Annotated in this window: 26 protein-coding genes and 5 tRNA genes; 16 read left to right on the top strand and 15 right to left on the bottom strand. The window is 68.4% G+C overall.

Annotated elements, in window-relative coordinates:
* On the bottom strand, positions 1–463 hold a 463-nt coding region (locus KDM41_01390), incomplete at its 3' end, for a cytochrome C (protein MCB1182054.1).
* 232 nt (positions 464–695) lie between these two features.
* A tRNA-Gly gene (locus KDM41_01385) sits at positions 696–771 on the bottom strand.
* Between the two features lie 117 nt (positions 772–888).
* On the opposite strand from KDM41_01385, the gene KDM41_01380 reads away from it, so the two are divergent.
* The 14 genes from KDM41_01380 to KDM41_01315 all read left to right on the top strand — a co-directional run bounded on the left by KDM41_01380 (position 889) and on the right by KDM41_01315 (position 10503).
* Complete coding sequence (locus tag KDM41_01380) at positions 889–2319, top strand: DUF512 domain-containing protein (protein MCB1182053.1); 1431 nt, start codon at positions 889–891, stop codon at positions 2317–2319.
* 110 nt (positions 2320–2429) lie between these two features.
* Entirely contained in the window at positions 2430–3740 is a 1311-nt protein-coding gene (gene der / locus KDM41_01375; protein MCB1182052.1) for a ribosome biogenesis GTPase Der, read from the top strand.
* Between the two features lie 67 nt (positions 3741–3807).
* Positions 3808–4491: a glycerol-3-phosphate 1-O-acyltransferase PlsY gene (gene plsY / locus KDM41_01370; GenBank protein MCB1182051.1), complete on the top strand. Its 684-nt coding sequence runs from the start codon at positions 3808–3810 to the stop codon at positions 4489–4491.
* Positions 4492–4510: 19 nt separating this feature from the next.
* The gene (locus tag KDM41_01365; protein MCB1182050.1) at positions 4511–5533 is read left to right on the top strand and encodes an NAD(P)-dependent glycerol-3-phosphate dehydrogenase; all 1023 of its coding nucleotides are present in this window, start codon (positions 4511–4513) and stop codon (positions 5531–5533) included.
* A gap of 70 nt (positions 5534–5603) precedes the next feature.
* Positions 5604–6041, top strand: coding sequence for a MerR family transcriptional regulator (locus KDM41_01360; protein MCB1182049.1), 438 nt, complete (start codon positions 5604–5606; stop codon positions 6039–6041).
* Positions 6042–6101: 60 nt separating this feature from the next.
* A tRNA-Pro gene (locus KDM41_01355) sits at positions 6102–6178 on the top strand.
* A 192-nt stretch (positions 6179–6370) separates the two neighbouring features.
* The gene (locus KDM41_01350) at positions 6371–7045 is read left to right on the top strand and encodes a glycosyltransferase family 2 protein (protein ID MCB1182048.1); all 675 of its coding nucleotides are present in this window, start codon (positions 6371–6373) and stop codon (positions 7043–7045) included.
* A 3-nt stretch (positions 7046–7048) separates the two neighbouring features.
* Positions 7049–7843 carry a 5'/3'-nucleotidase SurE gene (gene surE, locus KDM41_01345; GenBank protein ID MCB1182047.1) on the top strand — a complete coding sequence of 265 codons (795 nt, stop codon included), beginning with the start codon at positions 7049–7051 and terminating at the stop codon, positions 7841–7843.
* The gene (locus KDM41_01340) at positions 7840–8556 is read left to right on the top strand and encodes a protein-L-isoaspartate(D-aspartate) O-methyltransferase (GenBank protein ID MCB1182046.1); all 717 of its coding nucleotides are present in this window, start codon (positions 7840–7842) and stop codon (positions 8554–8556) included. Before surE ends, KDM41_01340 begins: the two co-directional genes overlap by 4 nt.
* Positions 8528–9037 (top strand): small multi-drug export protein, encoded by a 510-nt coding sequence (locus KDM41_01335; GenBank protein MCB1182045.1) that lies wholly within the window; start codon positions 8528–8530, stop codon positions 9035–9037. The genes KDM41_01340 and KDM41_01335 overlap by 29 nt, the downstream gene beginning before the upstream one ends.
* Before the next feature lie 75 nt (positions 9038–9112).
* A tRNA-Pro gene (locus KDM41_01330) sits at positions 9113–9190 on the top strand.
* 47 nt (positions 9191–9237) lie between these two features.
* On the top strand, positions 9238–9849 hold the full coding sequence (locus KDM41_01325) for a LysM peptidoglycan-binding domain-containing M23 family metallopeptidase (protein MCB1182044.1): 612 nt from the start codon (positions 9238–9240) through the stop codon (positions 9847–9849).
* Positions 9850–9875: 26 nt separating this feature from the next.
* Positions 9876–10391 carry an adenine phosphoribosyltransferase gene (locus tag KDM41_01320; protein ID MCB1182043.1) on the top strand — a complete coding sequence of 172 codons (516 nt, stop codon included), beginning with the start codon at positions 9876–9878 and terminating at the stop codon, positions 10389–10391.
* A gap of 35 nt (positions 10392–10426) precedes the next feature.
* Positions 10427–10503, top strand: a tRNA-Arg gene (locus tag KDM41_01315).
* Between the two features lie 87 nt (positions 10504–10590).
* Here the strand turns inward: KDM41_01315 and KDM41_01310 are convergent.
* Positions 10591–12300 carry a hypothetical protein gene (locus KDM41_01310; GenBank protein ID MCB1182042.1) on the bottom strand — a complete coding sequence of 570 codons (1710 nt, stop codon included), beginning with the start codon at positions 12298–12300 and terminating at the stop codon, positions 10591–10593.
* A 166-nt stretch (positions 12301–12466) separates the two neighbouring features.
* Entirely contained in the window at positions 12467–12841 is a 375-nt protein-coding gene (locus tag KDM41_01305) for a PqqD family protein (protein MCB1182041.1), read from the bottom strand.
* 130 nt (positions 12842–12971) lie between these two features.
* Between KDM41_01305 and KDM41_01300 the strand changes: the two genes are divergently transcribed.
* A complete protein-coding gene (locus KDM41_01300; GenBank protein ID MCB1182040.1) occupies positions 12972–13370 on the top strand; it encodes a hypothetical protein in 399 nt (132 codons plus the stop codon).
* 165 nt (positions 13371–13535) lie between these two features.
* Here KDM41_01300 and trxA read toward each other — a convergent pair whose 3' ends face one another.
* The 5 genes from trxA to KDM41_01275 form a co-directional block, all read right to left on the bottom strand.
* Positions 13536–13862 carry a thioredoxin gene (gene trxA / locus KDM41_01295; GenBank protein ID MCB1182039.1) on the bottom strand — a complete coding sequence of 109 codons (327 nt, stop codon included), beginning with the start codon at positions 13860–13862 and terminating at the stop codon, positions 13536–13538.
* A 48-nt stretch (positions 13863–13910) separates the two neighbouring features.
* Positions 13911–14954, bottom strand: a complete 1044-nt coding sequence (gene holA, locus KDM41_01290; GenBank protein MCB1182038.1) for a DNA polymerase III subunit delta — start codon at positions 14952–14954, stop codon at positions 13911–13913.
* Positions 14954–15478: a hypothetical protein gene (locus tag KDM41_01285; GenBank protein MCB1182037.1), complete on the bottom strand. Its 525-nt coding sequence runs from the start codon at positions 15476–15478 to the stop codon at positions 14954–14956. The genes holA and KDM41_01285 overlap by 1 nt, the downstream gene beginning before the upstream one ends.
* Positions 15475–16878, bottom strand: coding sequence for a sigma-54-dependent Fis family transcriptional regulator (locus tag KDM41_01280; protein MCB1182036.1), 1404 nt, complete (start codon positions 16876–16878; stop codon positions 15475–15477). The genes KDM41_01285 and KDM41_01280 overlap by 4 nt, the downstream gene beginning before the upstream one ends.
* A 207-nt stretch (positions 16879–17085) precedes the next feature.
* On the bottom strand, positions 17086–17889 hold the full coding sequence (locus KDM41_01275; GenBank protein ID MCB1182035.1) for a sugar transferase: 804 nt from the start codon (positions 17887–17889) through the stop codon (positions 17086–17088).
* A gap of 342 nt (positions 17890–18231) precedes the next feature.
* Here KDM41_01275 and KDM41_01270 point away from each other — a divergent pair, with 342 nt between their 5' ends.
* On the top strand, positions 18232–19257 hold the full coding sequence (locus KDM41_01270) for a flippase-like domain-containing protein (protein ID MCB1182034.1): 1026 nt from the start codon (positions 18232–18234) through the stop codon (positions 19255–19257).
* Positions 19258–19265: 8 nt separating this feature from the next.
* On the opposite strand, the gene KDM41_01265 is transcribed toward KDM41_01270, so the two are convergent.
* The 6 genes from KDM41_01265 to KDM41_01240 form a co-directional block, all read right to left on the bottom strand.
* Positions 19266–20222, bottom strand: coding sequence for an SLBB domain-containing protein (locus tag KDM41_01265; GenBank protein MCB1182033.1), 957 nt, complete (start codon positions 20220–20222; stop codon positions 19266–19268).
* A 43-nt stretch (positions 20223–20265) separates the two neighbouring features.
* Positions 20266–21213: an SDR family oxidoreductase gene (locus tag KDM41_01260; GenBank protein ID MCB1182032.1), complete on the bottom strand. Its 948-nt coding sequence runs from the start codon at positions 21211–21213 to the stop codon at positions 20266–20268.
* A gap of 24 nt (positions 21214–21237) precedes the next feature.
* Positions 21238–22599, bottom strand: coding sequence for a nucleotide sugar dehydrogenase (locus KDM41_01255; GenBank protein MCB1182031.1), 1362 nt, complete (start codon positions 22597–22599; stop codon positions 21238–21240).
* Positions 22600–22645: 46 nt separating this feature from the next.
* Positions 22646–23023: a hypothetical protein gene (locus KDM41_01250; protein MCB1182030.1), complete on the bottom strand. Its 378-nt coding sequence runs from the start codon at positions 23021–23023 to the stop codon at positions 22646–22648.
* On the bottom strand, positions 22998–23192 hold the full coding sequence (locus tag KDM41_01245) for a hypothetical protein (protein MCB1182029.1): 195 nt from the start codon (positions 23190–23192) through the stop codon (positions 22998–23000). Before KDM41_01245 ends, KDM41_01250 begins: the two co-directional genes overlap by 26 nt.
* Before the next feature lie 64 nt (positions 23193–23256).
* A tRNA-Arg gene (locus KDM41_01240) sits at positions 23257–23333 on the bottom strand.
* Positions 23334–23375 lie beyond the last annotated feature (42 nt).

Here is a 23375-nt window from a genome sequence, read left to right as displayed (position 1 = left end):
CGTGGGGGTCGTGGCAGCTGGTGCAGCGCAGGTACTGGGCCTGGAAGTCGCCGCCCGGGGCCGTGGTCAGCGTCGCGTCCTGGGCGATGCCGTAGGCCGGGGAGATGACGTTGTGACCATGGCTGTCGCCTTCGCTGGTGCTGGTATGACCGTGGGCCGACCAGGTGAAGGTCTTCGTGACCCAGGCGAAGTCGCCGCCGGGGCCGAAGCCGGCGCCGTCAGCGAACTGGCCGTAGCCCGCATGGCACTGCAGGCAGGTGTCGGTGGCGTTGCCGTTGTTCAGCAGGTAGGCGTTGCCGTTCGGGTTGGCGGTGTCCACGAGGGCGCCGTCCTGGCTGTTGTGCATGGTGTGGCAGCCGGCGCACTCGGCGACGCCGCCATCATGGAAGGCGAGCGCCGGGCCGGACGTGCAGAGAAGGGCGAAGGCGAAGGCCACGCAGGGGGCCGAAAGCCGCAGGTTCACGTTGGTACTCCCGCTGCCGCCCATGGGGCGGCGCACACTGGTGCTGGTCCTGAGCCGGGCGAGGACTTCGAAGCGGGCGAGGGGGCGGAGCCCCGGGGGCGAGGGGCGGATCAACCGCCTCGACCATGGTAGGAGATCCCCGGACCGCCTGTCAAGTGAATAACATCTTCATTTCAAAAGAAAAAAAGGGGGGCGCTGGCGAAAAACAGCGAAGGCGAAAAAGGGGGAGATCTGGAGCGGGCGACGGGGCTCGAACCCGCGACTGCCAGCTTGGGAAGCTGGAACTCTACCAGCTGAGTTACACCCGCTCCGGGAGAGGGAAAGCTATACCGGGCCCGGGTCCGTGTCAACCCCGCCGGTGCGGCGGCCAACCGCCCGTGCGCAGCGAGGTTGCGCCCGACGGGCGGCGGTGCTTTCTTGGGCCGATGATCACCCTGATCCGCAGCTTTCCCCGGCCACTGGACGCCCTGCACGACTGGCAGCCGGGCGACCACATCACCCACCTCGACGGTCGTCCCATCGAGGACATCCTCGACCTCTACTACTACGCGCCCGAGGAGAAGCGCACCACCCTGCACATCCGCCGGCGCACCGGCGAGATCTGCCGCGTGGTCATGGATCCGGCCGACATCGACCGCGTCACCGACTGCTTCGCGCCCATGGAGTTCAAGACCTGCGCCGCGGACTGCGTGTTCTGCTTCATCGATCAGAACCCTGCCGGCATGCGCGACCAGATCTACGTCAAGGACGAGGACTACCGCTTCAGCTTCCTCTACGGCAACTACATCACCCTGACGAGCATGAACCGCAAGGGCTTCCAGCGCATCATCGAGCAGCGCATGAGCCCGCTCTACGTCTCGGTGCACGCCACGGACATCGACGTGCGCACGCGCATGCTCGGCATCAAGCGTCGCTTCGACATCATCGCCATGCTGCGCGAGCTGGGCGAGGCGGGCATCGAGATCCACACCCAGGTGGTGCTCTGCCCGGGCTGGAACGACGGCGCCATCCTCGAGCGCACCTTCCGGGACCTGCTCGAACTGGGCGTGCCCGTGGCCGACGGCGAGGAGGCCTTTACCACCGTGTGCGAGCGCGGCTACGGTTACGAGCGCACCGACGAGGGACTGCCCGACTACAGCGACGTGGTGGCGGCCGCCGACGCCGAGCAGCCGCCGGGAGGCGTCAAGTCGCTGGCCATCGTGCCGGTCGGCCTCAGCGCCCACCGCAAGGGCCTGACGAAGCTCGATCCCGTCACCCCCGCCCTGGCCGCCGAGGTCGTCGACCAGGTGGCCGGCTGGCAGGCCGAGGCCCGCGAGCGGCTCGGCTACAGCTTCGTCTATCTCAGCGATGAATTCTTCCTCGCGGCCGAGCGCCCCTTCCCGGCCGCGGCCACCTACGACGGCTTCTGGCAGGTGGACAACGCCATCGGCCTGACCTGCCGCCTGCGCGACACCTGGGCCGAGGAACTGGACTGGGCCGCCGAGGACGGCGACGAGCCCCGCCAACCGCTGACGGTGCTCACGGGGGAACTGGCCGCCCGGGCCTGGCGCCGCGAGTTCGCCCCCGTCCTGGACCGGCCCGGCCTGCCGCCCGTGGAGGTGGTGGGGGTGGAGAACCGCTTCTACGGTCACACCGTCACCGTGGCCGGGCTCCTCACCGGCGCCGACCTCAGGCGGGCCCTGCTGCAGCTGCCGCCCGACCCGGTGCGCACGGTCGTCTTCAGCCCCCGCGTCATCAACGCCGACGGCCTGACCCTCGACGGCATGACCCTCGCGGAGATCGGCGCCGACCAGCCCCATCGCCTGCACCTGGGCGAGGAGGACGGTTTTGTTGATTTCTGGCGGCGGCTGGGCTAGTTTCGACGGCGGCGTCCGGTCCCGGGCGCCCGCCCGCGATCTCAAAGAAGACACTTGAACCCCGCCGCCCAACCGGCTTGCCCGGCGGCACCTGCGGCAGGAGAAAAACCGTGGCGCTGCGCACCGTGGCCATCGTCGGCCGCCCCAACGTCGGCAAGTCGACCCTCTTCAACCGGATCATCGGGGAGAGGCGCTCGGTCGTGCACGAGACCGCCGGTGTGACGCGCGACCGCATCACCGAGACCACCGACTGGGCCGGCCACCCCTTCATCCTGCTCGACACCGGCGGCATCATCCCCTTCGGCGAGACGGTGTCCGACTTCGACGCCGTCGTCACCGAGATCGCCCAGCACGCCATCGACGACGCCGACGTGGTGCTCTTCCTCGTCGACGGCAAGGTGGGGCCCATGGCCTGGGACGAGGCCATCGCCCGCGATCTGCGCCGCAAGAACAAGCCGGTGGTGCTGTGCGTGAACAAGCTCGAGAAGGAGAGCGAGCAGCACGCCGTGCACGAGTTCTACAAGCTGGGCCTGGGCGAGCCCGTGGGCATCAGCGCCCTGCACGGCCACAACGTGGGCGACCTGCTGGACAGCGTCGTGGCGGGCTTTCCGCAGCACGAGGTCGAGACGCCCTGCGACTGCCGCGTCGCCATCGTGGGCCGCCCCAACGTGGGCAAGAGCAGCGTGCTGAACATCCTCACGGGCCACAACCACGCCCTCGTGAGCGAGATCTCCGGCACCACGCGCGACTCGGTCCACACCGACCTCAAGTGGCACGGCAAGACGATCCGCCTCATCGACACCGCCGGCCTGCGCCGCAAGTCCAAGGTCACCGAGGCCATCGAGGTCTTCAGCAACATGCGCTCGATCCGGGCCCTCGAACAGTGCGACGTGGCGGTGTTCATCGTCGACGCGGCCGCCGGCTCGGCCAACCAGGACGCCAAGATCGCCGGCATGATCCACGACCAGGGCAAGGGCGTGGTGGTCATCTTCAACAAGTGGGACCTGGTCAGCAAGGAGACCAACACCCACAACGAGCACTGGGAGAAGTTCTGCCAGGACGTCCCGTTCCTCACCTACGCGCCCTGGTTCATGATCAGCGCCCTGACCAAGCAGCGCACCGGCCGCATCATGGAAAAGGTGTGGGAGGTCCACGAGAACCGGCAGAAGCGCGTCTCCACGAGCGAGGTCAACGCGGTCATGGAGCGCATCGTGTCGTTCCAGCAGCCGCGGGCCCACGGGGGAGGTGTCGGCAAGATCTACTACACGACCCAGATCGAGTCGGCCCCGCCCACCTTCCTGATGAGCGTGAACGAGCCGAAGTTCTTCGCCCGCAATTACCTGCGATTCATCAACAACCAGCTGCGGAAGGAATACGGCTTTACGGGCAGCCGGATTTTTGTGAAGATGAAAAAGCACTGATCGCCGCTGCGCCGGGCGCCCCGCGCACCCGGGACGATGTCGTCACCGCACACCGACAAGGGACTCCATGCTGCTGATCCTCTTCCTCCTGCTGGCATTCGGCCTCGGTTCGATCCCGTTCAGCTTCATCATCGGCAAGCAGGTCAAGGGCATCGACCTGCGCCAGCACGGCAGCGGCAACCTGGGCGCCACCAACGTCTTCCGCACCCTCGGGCCGGGCTGGGGCATCCTCTGCCTGGTGCTCGACATGGCCAAGGGGGCGGGCGCGGTGGCCCTCATGACGGCCCTCGTGAACACCTGGCCCGAGGGCGAACCCACGCCGTTCCACATCACGCCCGACCTGTTCCGCATCTTCGCCGGCTTCGTGTCGGCCATGGGCCACACCTTCAGCCCCTTCGTGGGCTTCCACGGCGGCAAGGGCGTCGCCACCACCGGCGGGGCCTTCGCGGTCCTGGAGCCCTTCGCGGTCCTGGTCACCCTGGCCGCGTTCGGCGCCGTCTTCGCCACGACCCGCATCGTCTCCCTGGCCAGCATCACCGCGGCCAGCGTGCTGCCCCTGGCGGTCTTCTTCTTCGAGCTGAAATCGCTGGAGACGTCCAAGACGATCATCGCCTTCACGCTGCTCATCTGCGGCTGGGTGATCTTCAAGCACCGCACCAACATCGCCCGTCTGCGGGCAGGAACCGAGGGGCGCATCGGGGGCGGACCGGCCCCGGGCCCGGACGACGACGGCGCGCCGCCGACCTCCTGACGCCGACCGAAAGGACGCCATGAAAGCCGCATTGCTGGGCACGGGCAGCTGGGCCACCTCGTTCGGCCGCCATCTCTGCCACAAGTGGGAGCGCGTCGTCCTGTGGGGCATCGACGCCAGGCAGGTCGATTCCATCAACCAGACCGGCACCAATCCCGACTTCCTCGGCGACATCCGCCTGCCGCCCAACATGCGCGCCACCCTCGATCTGGACGACACCCTGCGCGACGCCGACATCGTCTTCGTGGTGGTGCCGAGCCAGGTCGTCCGCGAGGTCATGCGCAAGGTCGCGGCTTCGTCCCGTTTCCGCGCCGGGGCGCCGATCGTGAACATGGCCAAGGGATTCGAGGTCAGCACCCTCGAGCGCATCAGCGAGGTCATCGGCGAGGAGCTGACCCAGGCCGGCATCGCCGACCAGCACCCGGTCGCCGTGCTGCTCGGCCCCAGCCACGCCGAAGAGGTCGCGCTCGAGCAGCCGACCGCCGTGGTCCTCTCCGGCGGCCCGGGCGGCGACTGGAGCCACTGGCAGACCTGGATCGCCGGACCCTTCTTCCGCGTCTACACCAACGACGACATGGCCGGAGTCGAGATCGCGTCGGGCTTCAAGAACATCATCGCCCTGGCCGTGGGCATGGCCGACGGCCTCGGGGCGGGGGACAACACCCGCGGCACCCTCATGACCCGCGGCATGTTCGAGCTCGCGCGCCTCGGCTGCGCCCTCGGCGGGCGCAAGGAGACCTTCTTCGGCCTGGCCGGCATCGGCGACATGATCACCACCTGCATCAGCCGCCATTCCCGCAACCGCAACTTCGGCGAGGCCGTCACCCAGGGGCCCCGCACCCCCGACGAGATCCTGGCCGGATCGATCCAGGTCGTCGAAGGCGTCCATATGACCCGGGCGGCATTGAAGTTATCCGAGAAGTTGGGGGTCGAACTTCCTATTACCAAACAGGTTCACGATGTGTTATTCTCCGGGAAACCACCGCGGCAGGCCATGCGCGAACTGATGGAGCGGGAGCTGCGGGACGAGGCAGACGGATGACGGCGCGGGGAATCGCCGCCCACAGGGGGCGTGCGGGGGAAAACAGCGCCCATCGGAAGTGACCGGAGACATGGCGGGCAAACCCGACTACCCGAGCAAGCTCTACTATTCCATCTCCGAGGTGGCCGGGATCACGGGCATCAAGGCCCATGTCCTGCGCTACTGGGAGGGGGAATTCCCCAGCCTGAAACCGCGCAAGACCCGCACCGGCAGCCGCCGCTACCGGGCCCCGGACATCGACGAGATCTTCGCCATCAAGGAGCTCCTGTACGAACAGGGCTTCAAGATCGCCGGCGCCCGCAAGGCCCTCCGCGAGCAGCGGAAGGCCAAGCCGGCCGAGGCGGAGATTCCGGCCCAGACCCAGATGACCCTCGGCTTCGAGAGCATGTCCGATCCGGAGCGCCTGGCCTACCTCAAGGCCGAACTGGGCGAGATCCTGCGGCTCGTGCGGGAACTGAAGGCCGAGACCGCGCCGACGGCCCCCAAGGCCATGAAAGGCGAGGGCTGAGCGCCGATTTGGTTCTTGTCGATGTCGGGACAGCGTATTATTTTGTCCGCTCGATCAGGTCGGGACGTGGCGCAGCCCGGTAGCGCACTTGCATGGGGGGCAAGGGGTCGCGAGTTCGAATCTCGCCGTCCCGACCAGATCAACCCTTCGACTGCCCTTCGGGGCAGTTTTTCGTTTCGGGGCGAAGGGGACGGAATTCGTCCGCAGGCGGCCTGATCCCCCTCGGCGCGGCTTTTCCCATGACACGCGCCCCCGGCGCGGATATGCTGGAAAGCCGGATCCCGTCCCGCACACCCGACTCGTCGCCGCCGCGGCCCTGGTAGACGCTGATGACGTACGGAGCCATCCTGCCCGCCCTGAACGCCGCCCGCTTCCTGCCCGACGTGATCGGCCGGATCCGGGCCGCCCAGCCCGACGTGCGGGTGCTCGTGGTCGACGACGGCAGTTCCGACGGCACCGCCGACGCCGCCCGGGCCGCCGGCGCCGAGGTCGCGGTGCACGAGGTGAACAAGGGCAAGGGCGAGGCCCTCAAGACGGGCTACGCCTGGGCCCAGCGCGAGAACCTCGCCTGGGTCTTCACCATGGACAGCGACGGGCAGCACCTGCCCGAGGAGATGCAGGGCTTTCGCGACGCCGCCGACCAGGGCGGCCTCGACGTGGTCGTCGGCACGCGCATGGCGGCCACCGCCGACATGCCCTGGCTGCGCAAGATGACCAACCTGTTCACGAGCTGGGTCATCAGCCGCCTGGCCGGCTGCGAGATCCCCGACAGCCAGAACGGGTACCGCCTGTACCGCGTGGCCTGCTTCGCCGGCCTGGTGCTGCGCACCAGCCGCTACGATTCGGAGTCCGAGATCCTGGTGCGCCTGGCGCGCCGCGGCCACCGCATCGGGTCGGCGCCCATCACCACGGTGTACGGCGACGAAGTCAGCTCCATCAACCCGTTCGTCGACACGGGCCGCTTCTTCCGGCTCGTCTTCATGCTTCTGACCAGCCGGGAGTAGCCCATGAAGCACGTCCTGATCTCCAACGACGACGGCATCGACGCCCACGGTCTCGGCGTTCTCGTCGACGCCATCAGCTCCCTGGACGGCTACCGCGTGACCGTCGTCGCGCCCCACGACCAGCAGAGCGCCTCGAGCCACAGCCTGACGCTCACCTCGCCGCTGCGCATCATCGACCACGGGCCCGGCCGCTACGCCGTCACCGGCACGCCCACCGACAGCGTGCTGGTGGCCATGGAGAAGATCCTGCGCTCCGATCCGCCCGACGTCGTCATGAGCGGCATCAACCACGGGCCGAACATGGGCGAGGACGTCATCTACTCCGGCACCGTGGCCGCCGCCATGGAAGGCACCATGTTCAACATCCCGAGCTACGCCTTCAGCCTCGCGGCCTGGCATCCGACCGACTTCTCGGGCGCCGCGGCCTTCATCCGCGCGGCCATCGACGACATCCTGGCCTTCCCCCTGCGCAAGGGCTCGCTGCTGAACATCAACATCCCCGACGGCCCGGTCGACAACATCCAGGGCATCCGCGTCACCCGCCTCGGCAGCCGCGTCTACCAGAACGTGATCACCGACCAGGTCGACCCCCACGGCAAGCCCTACTTCTGGATCGGCGGCCAGGGCCCCACCTGGGCCCGCGCCGACGGCACCGACTACAACGCCGTGGAGGAGGGCTACGTCAGCCTCACGCCGCTGATGGTCGACCTGACCCACTACGGCCTGCACCAGGAGATGAAGCGCCTCGAGCGCGAGGGCCTGCCGCGGCCCGGCGATTCCGGGAGCGCCGCCGGATGAGGGAGTTCGCCGTCGCCCGCCGCCGCATGGTCCGCGAGCAGCTCGCGGCCGAGGGCATCGACGACCCGCACGTGCTGCGCGTCATGGAGGAGGTGCCCCGTCACCTCTTCGTGCCGCCCCTGCTGCGCCACCGCGCCCACCAGCCGAGCGCCCTGCCCATCGGCTTCGGCCAGACCATCAGCAAGCCCTTCACCGTCGGGCTGATGACCATGCTCCTGGAGCTGCGCGGCGACGAGCACGTCCTCGAGGTCGGCACCGGCTCGGGCTACCAGGGCGCGATCCTCGCGCGTCTGGCCCGCTCGGTGGTGTCCGTCGAGCGCATCGCGCCGCTGGCCGATCGGGCGCGCACGACCCTCGACGAACTCGGCCTGGAGAACATCACCGTCCTGGCCCACGACGGCACCGTCGGCGCGCCGGACCACGCCCCCTTCGACGCCATCATCGTCACCGCCTGCGCGCCCCAGCTGCCGCCCCTGCTCGTGGGCCAGCTGCGCGACGGGGGCCGCCTGCTCATTCCCGTCAACCGCGGCAAGGAGCAGGTCCTCTACCGCTACCAGCGCCGGGGCGAGGAGGTGCTGGTCGAGCAGTCGGTCAGCTGCCGCTTCGTGCCCCTGCTGAGCGGCATCGCCGCCGCCGCCGCGGCCGGCGCCCTCAACGACACCCTCACCGACGCCGTCCCGGGCGATGAAACCGGGGGAGACGACCTTGCGTGAACACGTCCTGGAGTGGATCGGCCACCTGCCGCCGCCGGTCGCCGTCTTCCTGGTGGCCATGCTGCCCATCTTCGAGCTGCGGGGCGCCATCCCCGCCGGCTACGCCATGGGCATGACAAGCCCCGTCACCATCTATCTGCTGGCCGTGCTCGGCAACTTCGTGCCCGTGCTGCCGATCCTGACCCTGCTCGGTCCCGCCGAGCGGCGCCTGCGCCGCTTCCGCACCATGGACCGCTTCTTCGACTGGCTCTTCCGCCGCACCGTCAGCCGCAGCGCCGTCATCAAGAAATACGAGAGTCTGGGCCTGATCCTCTTCGTCGCCATCCCCGCCCCGATGACCGGCGCCTGGACCGGATCCGTGGCCGCCTACCTCTTCAAACTTCCCTTGCGGATGGCGGTCCCATGTATCATTCTTGGCATCCTGATCGCCGGACTGGTGGTCACGCTCGTGTCCCAGGGGGTCATCTCGCTGTGGCAGTAGCGCGTCCACGACAGGCAGCTCAACCGGCTGAAGCCCTTCGGCTTTCCCGGTCCGGCTCATCCCCAGATTCAAGGTCGGGGCGTAGCGCAGCCCGGTTAGCGCGCCTGCTTCGGGAGCAGGAGGTCGGGAGTTCGAATCTCCCCGCCCCGACCACCCCAATCGCCCTTCGTCGGGCCCCCCGGACCATCGTCCCCGTGACGATGGTCTTCGCGTTCCTGCTCACGGCGCTCGCCGCCGCGCCCGCCCGCGCCGACGAGGCCGTCTACACCGTCCGCCCCGGCGACAACCTCACCCTCATCGCCCAGCGCTTCGGCGTCGACGTGGGGGCGGTGCGTCAGCGCAACGATCTCGCGGGCGACCTCATCCGCGTGGGCCAGACCCTCCACCTGGGCGTGCCCTTCGGCCGGGGCGGCCAGGCGCCGGCCTGGCGCCATCCCGTCGAGCGGACGGGCCCCGTTCTGCGCCCCTTCGGTCCCTACAAGGCGGGCGGCATCCTCATGCCGCGCACCGGTGTCGAACTGGCGTGCGCCGTGGGCAGCCGGCTGCTGGCCCCGGCCCACGGCGTCGTCCGCTTCAGCGGCGTCATGGAAGGCTACGGCCACCTCATCATCCTCGAGCACGCCGCCCGCTGGGCCACCGTCCTCGGTCCCTGCGATCCGGACCACGTGGCGGTCACCGCCGGGCAGGCCGTCCTCGCCGGCGACGAACTCGGCCGCACGGGCCCGCCGCCCGTCGACGGCGATGAACCCTACGTCCACCTCGAACTCCGCCACCGCGACGAAGCCGTGGCGCCGGACCGGCTGCACCGCTGACGGGCGGCCTCACCAGGGAGACCCCCATGGACCTTCGCGACCACATCCGCGCCGTGCCCGACTTCCCCAAGCCCGGCATCCTCTTTCGCGACATCACGCCCCTGATGGAGCACCCGGCGGCCTACCGGCACGCCATCGCCGGCCTGAAGGACCTGCTCGCCGGCGTGGAGTTCGACAGCTTCGCCGCCATCGAGTCGCGCGGCTTCATCTTCGGCGGGCCCCTCGGCCTGGACATGGACAAGCCCATGGTCCTGGTGCGCAAGGCGGGCAAGCTGCCGGCCGCGACCCGCAGCGTCTCCTACGCCCTGGAGTACGGCGAGGCCACCATCGAGGCCCACGTCGACAGCTTCCGGCCGGGCGACCGCGTGGTCATCGTCGACGACCTGCTCGCCACCGGCGGCACCGCGGCAGCCACCGCCGAACTGGTCACTGCGGCGGGCGCCGAAGTGGCCGGATTCCTCTTCCTGGTGGAACTCGAATTCCTGCCCGGCCGCGAGAAGCTGAGGGATCTGGGGCCGGTTTTTTCCCTTGTGCGGTACTAGGGGCCTCTCTACATTGGCGCCTACCGCTTTCCGGTGCCCCCGTAGCTCAGTTGGATAGAGCACCAGATTCCTAATCTGGGGGCCGGAGGTTCGAATCCTCTCGGGGGTACCACGATCGCAAGCCTCCTTCGCCGGAAGGAGGCTTTTCTCGTACCGGTGACCCACCGGCGGCATTCAGCGTGGGATCGGGAGCCGGAACCTAGGGGTTGTTCAGCACCGCAGCCGCGGCCGTCCCGCCGCCCGCCTGGCCCGGACGCGGGGCCGGCGAACCGGTCACGTACCGCGTGTCCGCGGACGGAACCTCCAGCCCGTTCCAGAACCACAGGTCGAAGTAGCGCGAGTGCCCGCGCACCGAGTACCACTGCCGGAAGTGCGCGCGGAAATCGGCGGGGAAGAGCTCGTCGTGGGGGGCGTACCAGTTCACCTTGGCGAAGGGCTGTTCCGAGCGCGGCACGAGCCACATGGCCACGCGGCCGTCCTCGATCGCGCGGTAGGTCTCGGGGCTGAGCTCCCGCCCGCTCAGGTTGGCGTCCATCACCGAGATCGGATCGATGAGCAGCGGGTTGTCGTTGAAGACGAGCAGCGGCCGCAGGAATGTGGTGCGGAAGGCCTTGTTCTCGCCACCGCAGGCCATGCTGATGGTCAGGCCGGGATAGTCGGCCATGATCTGCCGCACGTCGGCCGCCAGGTCGGGGGTCTGGGCGATCTGGTAGTCCACGAAGCGCACGGCCCGATAGGCGTTGACCGATCCGGCCAGCAGCGCCGTCACCAGCGTCGCCGTCACCACCGACTCCGACCAGCGCCCCGGCCGCTCGGCTGCATGGACCTCGCGCGCCAGCACCGCCAGCAGATGGATGGTCGTCGGCACCAGCGGCAGCAGGTGCACCGGACCGGCGCCGGGCTTGCTGGCCAGCAGCAGGGTCAGGCCGTACACGGGCACCAGGGTGAGCAGTTCGAGGCGGTGGCGCCGCGCGATGGCGGCCCGGTCCGGGGCGGCCAGCAGCACCCCGAGCACCGGCAGCAGCAGGAAGGCGGCGTAGCCGAAGGTCTGCCCGAGGGTGTGGGCCTCCAGGCCGTGGCTCATGGCGTTGGTGAGCCACCCCACGTAGTTCACCAGCGAGACCTGCGGCGAGAAGGCGAACGGCAGGGCCACCGTGGCGAGCGTCAGGGCGCCGCCGGCGAGGGTGGCGCGCCGCCCCCAGCGCTGGTGCAGCAGCACGCCGACCGGCAGGAAGTACACCAGGCCATGGGCCTTCAGGTTGATGGCGAAACCCGCCGTGGCGGCCACCGTCAACACGGCCAGCCCGCGGGGCAGGCGTGTGGCCCCGTACAACCCGAGCCCCACGGCGAAGACGAGCAGGGCATCCGGACGCACCAGGTAGACGGCGAAGCCCTGGGTCCAGAAATACAGCACGGCCACGGCCACCGCCCCGAGGGCGAACGGGTCGCGGCGGCGCCGCGCCAGGGAGAGGTAGAGGAAGAGCAGGGCGCCGAGATTGCCCAGCAGCGAGGCCAGCTTGGCCGACGCCAGCGACGGGCCGAGAACCTTCAGGAAGAGTCCGTTGGTCAGGAAGACCGAGGGGCCGTAGAGGACGCTGTAGCGTTCGGCCGCGTCGAAGTCGGTGTAGAGAGGGCGGCCCGTTTCCACCAGCCAGGACAGGCAGGCGACCACCGGCTCGACCTCGCCGGCGAAGCCGTCCTCGGTCAGGTACCAGCCGCCGATGGCGACGAAGAGCAGCACCAGCACCCAGCCCGCGCCCACCGCCGTGCGGCGCAGGGGAGAGCGCCGCCCCCACGAACCGAGCCGGCCGCGCCCCGACAACCACCACGACGCGCCCACCACCAGGAGGAACGTCAGCGGCATGTGCCGGGCGAGATAGATGAACAGGTCGAGAACCAGGCGCAACACGGTGTGTCCCACGATTGCCTAAGCCACGCCATTTCAGGGGGTTGCCACGACAGGACTGGCGAGTGACCCGGTCGCGCCATGGCCGGATTGTGCCATACGGGACCTCCGGGTGTCAATAGTTATCGTTTCTGATGAATTTTCGACCAATTGATAGCAAATATGCAAATTAAGGACGCAAGTTCGTGTAACCGATCAGGTCGTTCTCGTACATTGCATGCAAATAGAGAGATATGCGCTTGGGCGCATCATCGGTGTCATGGGGAAAGGCCGCCGCGAACACGGCGACCAGGTCCCCGACGGTGCGCTGTCCGTCGCAATGGCGCCACAGCACGGAGCCACGCTCCTCGAGCGGCACCTTCAGGAACCGCCGGCCGGCGCCCAGGCGGGGCTGGATGAGCCTGCGGCCGAGCGGATCGGCGAAGCGGGGCTTCAGGACCACGACGCGGCCCGTCGCCGGGTCGATTTCGGCCTCGCAGCGCGGCACCGGCACCAGGTCCAGGTAGTCCACATCGGCCCATCGGGAGCGGCGTCGCCAGAACACGTCGTCACCTTTCGAAGGGTCGGCAGTCCGACGTTGCCGATCCCGGAAAACCCGTTAGAATGACAGCCGGAAGCCCGACCGGCGTCGCACCCGACACGTCGGCCGCCCGCAGGCGGCCGCGGAGGAGATCATGGACCACGGCGAGATCCACGAGAACCCGTCCGAAGCGTTCGGCCCGGGCGGCGAGCCCAGCGTGCGCGACCGCTGGCTGGGGGCCATCTGCTACCTGTCCGTCTTCGTCTTCATCGCGATCCTCGCCAAGGACCGCAGCGCCTTCCTCAGCCGCCACTGCCGCCAGGGATTCGCCCTGCTCTTCGCCGAGATCGTCGGGGTCGTCTTCATCCTCATCATCGACGCCACCCTGGGGCAGGTGCCCATCCTGGGCTTCATCCTGGTCATCGTGCTGCGCCTGGTTTTCTTCCTGGCCGCCCTGTCGGTGTCCGTCCTGGGCTTCATCAAGGCGCTCTTCGGTGAAGAGTGGCGGGTGCCGTACCTGGACGAACTGGCCGACCGCGTTCCCGTCGAATAGTCCGCCCGCCCAACGATTCCCGCCCGGCCGGAAACCGCCAACCCGACCCGGCGGAGCGGTTTGCGGCCCCTGTTTCAAGTATTGCGCATAATGTATATTATGTTAAGTAAGGCCTTGTCGGCCATGGCGGGCGCCGTGCGCCCCTCGGGCCTGCGGCCCGGTCCGCTACCCGAGCACCTGCTCCATCCGCTCGCGGATACGGTCTTCGGGCTGCCCGCCCATCAGCGTGTCGACCACCTGGCCGTTCCTGAAGAACAGCAGCGCCGGGATCGACCGGATGCCGAACCGCGCGGCGGCCTGCGGATTGTTCTGGATGTCCATCTTCCCGACGACCATCCGGCCGGCGAACTCCCCGGCGAGTTTCTCGATGGTCGGTGTCAGCGCCTTGCACGGGCCGCACCAGGTGGCCCAGAAGTCGACGAGCACCGGCTGCTCGCTGGCGATGACCTCGGTGTCGAAGTCGGCGTCGGTGAAATCTCGCAGATCGGACATGAGGCGGTTTCCTTTCGGTCGTCCCGGTGGCGGCGACGCGGACATCGACTACTCGTCACGGTCCTCGCACAGATCCAGGATCAGTTTTTCGATAACGATATCCGGTTTCAATGGCGAACCCTTCAGGCGCCGCTCACAGGCCAACGCCGCGCGCAGGCTGCGCGACAGGCCGGCGGCGCCCATGGCCCGCGTCATGGGCGTCAGGAACTTCAGGGCGAACGGATTCTGGCCCGACAGGACGGCGATGTCGTTGTCCGCGAGCCCGTCCTGCCGACCGGCGGCCAGGATCTGCCCCTTGCGCACCCGCGAGACGAGCAGGGGGGCGATCTCGTAGGCCGATCTCCCCCATTCGGCCAGCCGGAACCACGTGTGCAGCACCTGCCCGGCCCGACCCGGCCCGAGGGCGTTGGTGATCTCGTAGCCCTCGAGGGCGGCCTGGTCCATGATCACCCGGTTGAGTTCCTCGGTGCTCAGGGCGCCTCCGCGGTCCTCGGCCAGCAGGGCGAGCTTGCTGATTTCGCCCTTGAGGCTGAGCAGGTCGCTGCCCACCAGATCGCACAGCAGGGCCGCCTGCTCGCGGGTGAGCGGCAGGCTCTCCTGTTCGGCCGCCTTCAGGCACCACTGCACCAGCGCGTCACCGGTGGGCGGGGCGAAGTCGAAGAGATAGCCGGCCTGCTGGCAGGTCTTGACCCACTTCTTGCGCTTGTCGACCTTCTCGGAGGTGAGCACGAGGATGGTCTCGGGCACCGGTTTGACGATGTACCTCTCCAGCGCGTCCTGGCTGTCCTTGTCGCCGAGGCAGCGGTCGGCGTTCTTGACCCAGATCAGCTGGACCGACCCGAGCATGGGCAGCGCCAGGGCCTGCTGCAGGATGCGGCCCACGTCGACCTGGTCTCCCTGCAGGACGTGGTAGTTGAACACGGAGCCGTTGTCACCGAGGGCGTCCTTGCGCATCTTCTCGATGACGCCCTCCATGCGGTGGGTGTCCTCGCCCGCGAGGACGTAAACCGGGCGGTAGACCTTCTTCTTGAGGTCCTCGTTGACGAGTTCCTGGAAGCCCTGCCCGCCGCTTCTGCCCTTCCGGTACCCCACTACCAGTCCTCCACGACCTGCGCCAGGATGTCGCGCACGATTTCGGTCGCCGCCTCCGACCGCGCGTCCTCCTCGGTGACCGAGGTGTCGTTGAGCAGGTAGTTGCCGGTGCCCGTGAAGCGCTTGTTCTCGAAGATGGTCTCGCCCGTGGCGCGCCGCGTCAGGGTCAGCGCCACCGCGATCTGGACCTGGTATTCGGTGACGGTCAGGTCCTGGCGCGCGGCCAGTTCGCGCAGCTGGTACCGCATCACCTTGCCCGTCAGGATGGTGTCGGCGTCCGACTCGTCGACCACCTTGAGCGTGTTGTCGAGCTGCACGGCCTCGGTGATCCGCTCCGACATCTCGACCCCGAGATCGGGCTCCGCCGTCATGTTCTCTAGGTAGGTGATGGCGATGCGCTGCAACGAGTCGTCGACCCGCCCGCTGCTGGCCGAGTACACGCCGCAGCCCCCGCCGACCGAGATCACGACCAGGCTCAAGCCGGCGGCCAGGACCGCGCCCCGGCCGCGTGCCACGATGTTCATGCCTGCTCCTTCAGTCCGTACTGTTTCAGGCGATAGCGGAACTTGTCCCGATTCAGGCCCAGCAACCGCGCCGCCCGGCTCTGGTTCCCGTCCGCCGCGTCGTACGCCTTGCGCACGAGGGCCGCCTCGAAATCGCGCACGAGTCCCTCGAGGTCGACGCCCGCCCGCGGCAGCGGATTCAGCAGCACATCCTGCAGGGCCACCGGCAGGTCGTGCCGCCCGTGCCCGTCGGCCATGAGCTGCAGGTGCGCGGCGGCCAGCACCGGTCCGTCCTCGAGCAGCACCGTGCGTTCGAGCACGTTGCGCAGTTCGCGGATGTTGCCCGGCCAGGGGTAGTCCTCGATGGCCGCCCGGGCGTCGTCCCCGAGGCCCGTGAAATCCTTCCCGAAGCGGTCGTTGAACACCCGCAGGAAGTGCTCGGCCAGGGGCAGGATGTCCTCCGGCCGCGACCGCAGCGGCGGCACCTGCAGCTGCACCACGTTCAGGCGGTAGAAGAGGTCCTCGCGAAAGGTGCCGGCCTTCACCTGCGCCGCCAGGTTCCGGTTCGTCGCCGCCACGATGCGCACGTTCACCGTGATGTCGGTCACGCCGCCCACGCGCCGGAAGGTCATCTTCTCGAGCACGCGCAGGAACTTGACCTGGATCGGCAGGGACATCTCGCCGATCTCGTCGAGGAAGAGGGTGCCCGAATCCGCCAGCTCGAGCAGCCCCATCTTCTGGTTCACCGCGTCGGTGAAGGCCCCCTTCTCGTGGCCGAAGAGCTCGCTCTCGAGCAGCTGCTCGGGCAGCGCGGCGCAGTTCAGGTCCAGGAAGGGCGCATCGCGACGGGGCGACGTCCGGTGGATCAGGTTGGCGATGACATCCTTCCCCACCCCGCTCTCGCCCTCGATCAGCACCGTCGAGCCGGCGCCTCCGGAGATGCGCCGCACCACGTCGTAGATGCGCAGCATCTCGGGCGACCGGCTGGGCACGATGTCGCCGTCGGCCCCGAAAAGGTCGGTCTGGCTCACGTGGCGGTACCGGGCCCGCGCCTCGGCCGTGGCCTCGAGGGCCCCCGCCACCGTGGCCAGCAGCCTGTCCAGCTGGATCGGTTTGCTCACGTAGTCGAAGGCGTCGAGCTTCATGGCCTGCACCGCCGAATCGGTGCGGCCGTAGGCCGTGATCATCACCACCGGCAGGTGCGGATAGCGCGCCTTGAGCGTCTGCAGCACCTGCATGCCCGTCATGTCCGGCAGCATGAGGTCGAGCAGGGCCAGGTCGGGCGGCGTCTCGTTGGCCAGGGCGATGGCTTCGGCGCCACTGCCGGCCGTCAGCACCTCGTAGTCGCGGTCCTCCAGGGTCGCCTCCAGGAAGAGCCTGATGGCTTCTTCGTCGTCGATGACCAGGATGACGGGTTTCATGGGTGGACGGAATCCTCGGCTGCGGAACGGATGGAACAGTGGACGCGATGGTGGTCGGGCACGGGTCCGCCGGCGTCGGCGGCCATGGCGGGGATTATGCATGGCGCATCGGCGGGAGGCAAGTCGCGACGTCGGCACCGCCCCGTCGACGGCAAAAAAAAGCGGCCCCCACCGGGGGGGCCGCCGTTCGGAACTGCTGCGGGCGGACTAGCGCGCTCCCTCCCCTTTGAGCACCACGCCGACCGTGTTCAGCAGGATCTTGCCGTCCTGGAGGAAGCCCGCCTTCTTGATGTACTGGCGGTCGAGCTCGACCTTCCGCCGGACCGACTCGATGCCGTCGTCGTAGCCGTTGATCACCTGGGCCAGCCCGGTGATGCCCGGCAGCACGAGCAGGCGCTCGTGGTAGCGGGGAATCTCCTTCTCGAGCTGCCGCACGAAGACCAGGCGCTCCGGACGCGGACCGATCAGGCTCATCTCGCCCCGCAGGACGTTCAGGAACTGCGGCACCTCGTCGAGGCGCGTCTTGCGCAGGAACTTGCCCACGCGGGTGACGCGCACATCGTTCTTGGCCGCCCACTGCGGGCCGTTCGCCTCGGCGTTGACGCCCATGGTGCGCAGCTTGAGCACCTTGAACGGACGCCCCGGCTGCAGGACCTTGCGGCGCTCGTCGCCGGTGTAGCCGCCCCGCGAGCGCCGGCGGTTCACGCCCACCCGCTCCTGGCTGAAGAACACCGCGCCCGGCGAGTCCAGCTTGATGATGAGGGCGAGCACGGGCAGCGCCAGGCCGAACACGGCCAGCGCCCCCAGCGAAACCGCCACGTCGAAGACGCGCTTGGCCACGAGGTAGCCCGCGCCGGGCAGCGCCAGGGCCACGGGGGCCGGCGCCTCGGCCGGGTTCTCGCCGACAGCCGACGTCACGGGCTCCGCGACGTCGATCGGACCCGAGCCGGCTTTCGCCCCGGGAGCCTCTGCGCGACCGAACTCTTTGTCGGTGAAGATCTTCGTATCCATCTCGTTCACCCTATGGCTTCGTCCGAAGCCGATCCCTCCGCCGGGCTCTCACCCCGGCACCCAGAACAGCAGCAGGTGCAGTGATCTTTAGTTGTCCCCAAACCCGGTTCCCCATAACCAGGCCAGAGTCTGGTTTGAGATCAAAGTGTACCCGATTCGTACGCGTTATGCAACCCCATTTTTTCCTTTTTGAAAGATCTCATGGTGCGCTAACATTTGGGTGGTCAACGTTGCCAAAATTATTGATTGCTAATCCTTAGCCGTCAGGGCACACTGACGAGGCATGGCACTATTTTTTGATGTGTTCTGCTGTTGATCTCCAGAAAGATGAACAGGCTCTTCATGCAAAAGTCGCGAACACTCCTGTCCCGGACCTTCGCCGTCGTCGCCCTCTCGGTGGTGATTTACGGCGCCGTGGCCGTCTTCGTCGGCTGGGACGACCTCCGGGAGCGCCTGGGGCGCTTTCCCGCGGCCTGGCTGCCTCCCCTGGCCGGCCTCTCCCTCCTGAACTATGTCCTGCGCTACTGGCGCTGGGAGATCTTCCTGCGCGCGGTCGACGTGCGCCTGCCGCGCCGGGAGAGTCTCGGGCTCTTCTTCGCGACCTTCGTCATGGTCATCACGCCGGGCAAGATCGGCGAGGTCTTCAAGGCCGGTGTCCTGCGGGAACGGTACGGGGTCACCCTCGCCCGGGGCCTCCCCGTGGTTCTCGCCGAGCGGATCGCCGACTTCGTGGCGGTCCTGGTCATCGCGGCGGTGGCCCTGGTCGCCTGGCCCGGTCCGCTGACCGGCCTGACCTCGGGCCTGCTCGCCGCCGCCGGGATCCCCGTCCTCGTGGCCCTCTGCCAGTGGCGCCCCGTGCGCGAACGCCTGCTGGCCCGCATGGCGGCCTCTCCCCTCCTCGGTCGCCGTCAGCTGGCGGTCGACGAGGCTGCCGTCGCGCTGGGCACCCTGCTCGGCGCGCGCTGCGGTTCGGCGGCCCTGGTCCTTTCGCTGCTCGCCTGGGGCGCCGAGTGCGCCGGGCTCGGCATCGTCTGCCGCGGACTCGACGCCGCCGTCCCCTGGCTGCAGGCCGCCTTCGTCTACGCCGCCGGCACCCTCGTCGGTTCCCTGTCGTTCCTGCCCGGCGGACTCGGCGGCACCGAGGCCACCATCATCTGGCTGCTCGAGAGCCTGGACATCCCACGCGAGGCCGCCGGTTCGGCGGCCCTCCTCGTGCGGCTCTTCACCCTGTGGCTCGCCGTGGTGGTCGGCGGCCTCGTCATCCTCGTCAGCCGCCACCTCTTCCTGGGGCCGGACGCACGCGGGCCCGCCTCTGACGAAGCGGGCCCTGCGGATGGCCGGAACGGCGCGCCGGGAACCGGCGGCTGATTCCGGGTCTAGTCGTTCTTGATGGTGTAGTACGTCAGGGCGATCGTCGCCACGGCCGCGAGGGTGCCCAGGACGAAGGCCAGATTGGTCTTGAACCAGCTCGGCTTCTGGAATTCCACGTGCAGCGTGTCGCCCGGGTAGACGAGGGGATTGCCGGCCGGATCGCCCATCTGCAGGAACGCCTCCAGGTCGACCTTCTTCGCCTCGATCCGCACCCCGGTGTCGTGCACCCAGTTGATCTCGCTCTTCTTGGCGTTCTCGGTGGGAGCGCCCGCCCGCATCAGCACGTCGAGCATGGGCGTCCCTTCGGAGATGGGCACCACCGTGGGCAGTCCCACGCTGCCGAAGACCTTGACGCCCTTGTCCGCGGCGGTTCCCGGGACGCCCTTCTGGAGGATCGGGATCACCAGCGTGTCGCCGTCGCGCAGCTCGAAGTCGACGAACTTCGTTCCCTCGAGCACACCCGACAGATCGAGTTCGTGCACCTCGGGCTCCTTGCCCGTCTGCCGGATCACCCGCGCGCCGGCCAGATCGGCGTTCTCCATCGGGCCGCCGACCATGCGCAGCACTTCCCAGATCGTCGGATCCGAGGCGAAGTTCAACACCCCCCGCTGACTCACTCCGCCGAGGATGTAGATGCGCACCGAACCGCTGTGGGCGACCTTGATCTCGACCGTGTCGAGGGTCGGGTAGAACAGGCGCAGCCGCTGCTTCAGGAGGACCTGCGCCTCCTTCTGGGTGAGCCCGCCCAACTGCACGGCGCCCACCGGGGAGATCTCCACGGCGCCCTCGGCGTTCAGGGTGAACTGCTGGCTGAGCTCGGGCCGGCCCGGCACCGAGATGCTGATCTCGTCACCCGGCTTCAGCGTGCCGCCGTCGCCGCCGGCCGTCTGGGCCACGGCCAGGCCGGGCTGGGCGATCATCATGGCCAGGGCGATCCAGCCGACCAGGCGCTGCGGCTGCATGTGGAGCCGCGTTTTCCGACGATGCTGCATGGGATTCATCCTCTCACCGGGTCCCGGCCCGGTCCCGGTACCAGGCGACGGTCCGCCGCAGTCCCTCGTCCAGGTCGATGCGGCCCTCGTAACCGAGATGACGCCGGGCGAGTTCCACCGACGCCTGCGAATGCTTCACGTCGCCGGCGCGACTCTCCTCGTGCTGGGGCTCGATGTCCGACCCGACGAGCTCGCGGATCCGCAGGCACAGGTCCTTCACCGTGATGCGGCCGCCGAGGGCCACGTTGTACGACCGCCCGCCGGCCTCGTCGTCGGCGCCGCACGCCGCCACGTTCGCCGCGACCACGTTGTCCACGTAGGTGAAATCGCGCGACTGCAGTCCGTCGCCGTGGATGACCGGCGCCTCTCCCGCCAGGAACGCCGTGATGAACTTGGGCACCACCGCCGCGTACTGGCTGTTCGGGTCCTGCCAAGGGCCGAAGACGTTGAAGTAGCGCAGCCCGATGGTGCTCAGGCCGTAGAGGTCGTTGAACACCGCCCCGTACATCTCGCCCACGCGCTTGTTGATGGCGTAGGGCGACAGGGGATTGGGCACCATCCCCTCGTGCTTGGGCAGTTCGGCGGTGTTGCCGTAGACGCTGCTGCTCGCGGCGTACACCACCCGGCGCACACCTTCCCGGTGGGCGTGCCAGAACACCTTCAGGGTCCCGCCGACGTTGTTGAAGTCGCTCGTGACCGGATCGGCCACGCTGCGCGGCACGCTCGGCAGGGCGGCCTGGTGGAACACGCAGTCGACCCCGCGGCAGCAGTCCCGCACGGTCTCCTCGTCGGTGATGCTGCCCTCGACGAAACGGATCCGGTCCATCACGTCGGCCAGGTTCTCCCGGCGTCCGGTGACCAGGTTGTCGAGCACCGTCACGTCGTGCCCTGCGGCCACGAGGTGGCGCGTCAGGTGCGAGCCGATGAAGCCGGCCCCACCGGTGACGAGGTACTTGCTCACGACGGATCTCCTCCCCCAGCAAGGCTAGAGCTTGATCAGGTTCCCGGCCCGGTGACCCTTCAGGGCGTTCCGCGTGTCGACCACCACCGCCTTGCGGTCCAGCAGGACCGTGTGGTCCACGCTGCGGTGCGGCGTCACGATGACCGCAGCATCGAAGCCGTCGACCACGCCCGCATCGAGGGCCGTGATCTTCCGGGCCTGGATCGCGCCGGGCAGGGCCGGGACGTGGGGATCGAACCAGGACACCTCGGCGCCCCGCTCGGCCAGCAGTTCGATGATGTCCAGCGCCGGCGACTCGCGCATGTCGTCGATGCCCGGCTTGTAGGCCACGCCGACGATGAGGATCCGGCTGCCGTTGACGGCCTTGCGGACGCCGTTGAGTCCGTCGGTCACGAGGCGCACGACGTGCTTGGGCATCGCCCCGTTGACCTGGCCCGCCAGTTCGATGAAGCGCGCCTCCTGGCCCGCCTGCTTGGCCTTCCAGCTCAGGTAGAACGGGTCGATGGGAATGCAGTGGCCGCCGAGGCCGGGCCCCGGGAAGAACGGCATGAAGCCGAAGGGCTTGGTCGCCGCCCCGTCGATGACCTCCCAGACGTCGATGTCCATGGCGTCGCACATCAGGGCGATCTCGTTCACCAGGCCGATGTTGACGCTGCGGAAGGTGTTCTCGAGCAGCTTGACCGTCTCGGCCACGCGCACCGACGACACCGGCACGACCGTGTTCATCACCTGGCCGTAGAGATTCTGCGCCACCTCGGTGCAGGCCGGCGTCACGCCGCCGACGACCTTCGGGATGTTGATCGTGTTGAAGGTCGGATTGCCCGGGTCGACCCGCTCGGGCGAGAAGGCGAGGAAGAAGTCCTCGCCCACGGTGAAGCCCTTCTCCTCGAGCAGGGGCAGGATGACCTCTTCGGTCGTGCCCGGATAGGTGGTGCTCTCGAGGATGATGAGCATGCCCGCGTGCATGGACGCGGCGATGGACGCGACCGCCGCCTGGATGTAGCTGATGTCCGGATCGCGGGTCTTGCCCAGCGGGGTCGGCACGCAGATGTTCACGCTGTCCACGTCGGCCAGGCGCCCGAAATCGGTCGTCGCCACGAGGCGGCCGGCGTCGACGACCTCCGCCAGTTCGGCGTCCGAGATGTCGATGATGTAGCTCTTGCCGGCGTTCACCTGGGCGACCTTGTCCTCGGCCAGGTCGAAGCCCGTCACGTGGAAACCGGCCTTGGCGAAGCCCACGGCCAGGGGCAGTCCCACGTATCCCAGGCCGAGCACACCCAGCCGGGCTTCCTTCTTCTGGAGCTTGCTGATCAGGTCTTGCATCACGCGCTTCTTTCTCGTTTCGGAGGTGCGGTTCCGGGCACAGGGTGCCGCTCGGCCACGCATTTCGGCCACGATCTCTCGTATCGGCCGATACCGCAAGGGTATAAAGCTAATCTTCGTCGACTTCCCGGTCGCGGAAAACCGCCTGCAGGCGGGCCATTTCCGACCGGATCTCCCCCAGGTCCCGCACTTTGTAATACAGACGCCGCAGAACCGAAAGGGCAAAGAGGGCCACCAGGGCCAAGGCGCCCCGCTTCAGCCAGGGATTCAGGTGGGCCCCGTGGCTGTCGAAGAGCTGGCCGACCGTCCGGGCGAAGAAGACGACCATCACCGCGAAGGCCAGCAGCAGGAAGGCGTGGACGAGGCCCGACGAGAAGTCCTCGCGGCAACGCAGGTATTGGCGCAGCGGAAAATCCGCCCCGCCACCGCTGCGGAACCGCGACTCGAAGAGTTCGGACTTCCTACGGGATTTCCTCGAAATCGGCATCGTCGATCCCCTGGTCGGTCAGGTCGCCGTAAGATCGCTCCCGGCTGCGTTCGTCGGCACGCCGCTGCGTCTGCGCGCCGTCCCGGCGGGACCGCTCGCGCGACGTGGCGAACAGGCGCCGCACAAGCACGACCACCAGGATCAGCAAAATAATGCGCAACAACGTCATACGGCCTCCGAGCGGCTGCGGACCTGTGGCGGAAGCGGGGACGGGAGGCGGGTCGAGGGGCTGGTGGTACGCCCGACAGGATTCGAACCTGTGGCCTTTTGCTCCGGAGGCAAACGCTCTATCCAGCTGAGCTACGGGCGCACCAGAAATCGCTCCGCGACGCGGAAGTATGGGACATGAACC

This window comes from bacterium (genome assembly GCA_020440705.1).
Taxonomy (GTDB): Bacteria; Krumholzibacteriota; Krumholzibacteriia; order LZORAL124-64-63; family LZORAL124-64-63; genus JAGRNP01.
The sequence above is the reverse complement of the archived record's forward strand: the minus strand, read 5'-3'. Positions and strand labels throughout refer to the sequence as shown.

Coding starts and splice junctions, on each gene's coding strand:
- KDM41_01250 (MCB1182030.1), bottom strand. CDS start 23,023: ATGCCGATTTCGAGGAAATCCCGTAGGAAGTCCGAACTCTTCGAGTCG.
- KDM41_01270 (MCB1182034.1), top strand. CDS start 18,232: ATGCAAAAGTCGCGAACACTCCTGTCCCGGACCTTCGCCGTCGTCGCC.
- KDM41_01325 (MCB1182044.1), top strand. CDS start 9,238: ATGGTCTTCGCGTTCCTGCTCACGGCGCTCGCCGCCGCGCCCGCCCGC.
- KDM41_01340 (MCB1182046.1), top strand. CDS start 7,840: ATGAGGGAGTTCGCCGTCGCCCGCCGCCGCATGGTCCGCGAGCAGCTC.
- KDM41_01350 (MCB1182048.1), top strand. CDS start 6,371: ATGACGTACGGAGCCATCCTGCCCGCCCTGAACGCCGCCCGCTTCCTG.
- KDM41_01335 (MCB1182045.1), top strand. CDS start 8,528: ATGAAACCGGGGGAGACGACCTTGCGTGAACACGTCCTGGAGTGGATC.
- KDM41_01365 (MCB1182050.1), top strand. CDS start 4,511: ATGAAAGCCGCATTGCTGGGCACGGGCAGCTGGGCCACCTCGTTCGGC.
- trxA (MCB1182039.1), bottom strand. CDS start 13,862: ATGTCCGATCTGCGAGATTTCACCGACGCCGACTTCGACACCGAGGTC.
- KDM41_01245 (MCB1182029.1), bottom strand. CDS start 23,192: ATGACGTTGTTGCGCATTATTTTGCTGATCCTGGTGGTCGTGCTTGTG.
- KDM41_01280 (MCB1182036.1), bottom strand. CDS start 16,878: ATGAAACCCGTCATCCTGGTCATCGACGACGAAGAAGCCATCAGGCTC.
- KDM41_01255 (MCB1182031.1), bottom strand. CDS start 22,599: ATGCGTGGCCGAGCGGCACCCTGTGCCCGGAACCGCACCTCCGAAACG.
- plsY (MCB1182051.1), top strand. CDS start 3,808: ATGCTGCTGATCCTCTTCCTCCTGCTGGCATTCGGCCTCGGTTCGATC.
- KDM41_01380 (MCB1182053.1), top strand. CDS start 889: ATGATCACCCTGATCCGCAGCTTTCCCCGGCCACTGGACGCCCTGCAC.
- KDM41_01320 (MCB1182043.1), top strand. CDS start 9,876: ATGGACCTTCGCGACCACATCCGCGCCGTGCCCGACTTCCCCAAGCCC.
- KDM41_01275 (MCB1182035.1), bottom strand. CDS start 17,889: ATGGATACGAAGATCTTCACCGACAAAGAGTTCGGTCGCGCAGAGGCT.
- KDM41_01300 (MCB1182040.1), top strand. CDS start 12,972: ATGGACCACGGCGAGATCCACGAGAACCCGTCCGAAGCGTTCGGCCCG.
- KDM41_01265 (MCB1182033.1), bottom strand. CDS start 20,222: ATGCAGCCGCAGCGCCTGGTCGGCTGGATCGCCCTGGCCATGATGATC.
- KDM41_01360 (MCB1182049.1), top strand. CDS start 5,604: ATGGCGGGCAAACCCGACTACCCGAGCAAGCTCTACTATTCCATCTCC.
- KDM41_01285 (MCB1182037.1), bottom strand. CDS start 15,478: ATGAACATCGTGGCACGCGGCCGGGGCGCGGTCCTGGCCGCCGGCTTG.
- surE (MCB1182047.1), top strand. CDS start 7,049: ATGAAGCACGTCCTGATCTCCAACGACGACGGCATCGACGCCCACGGT.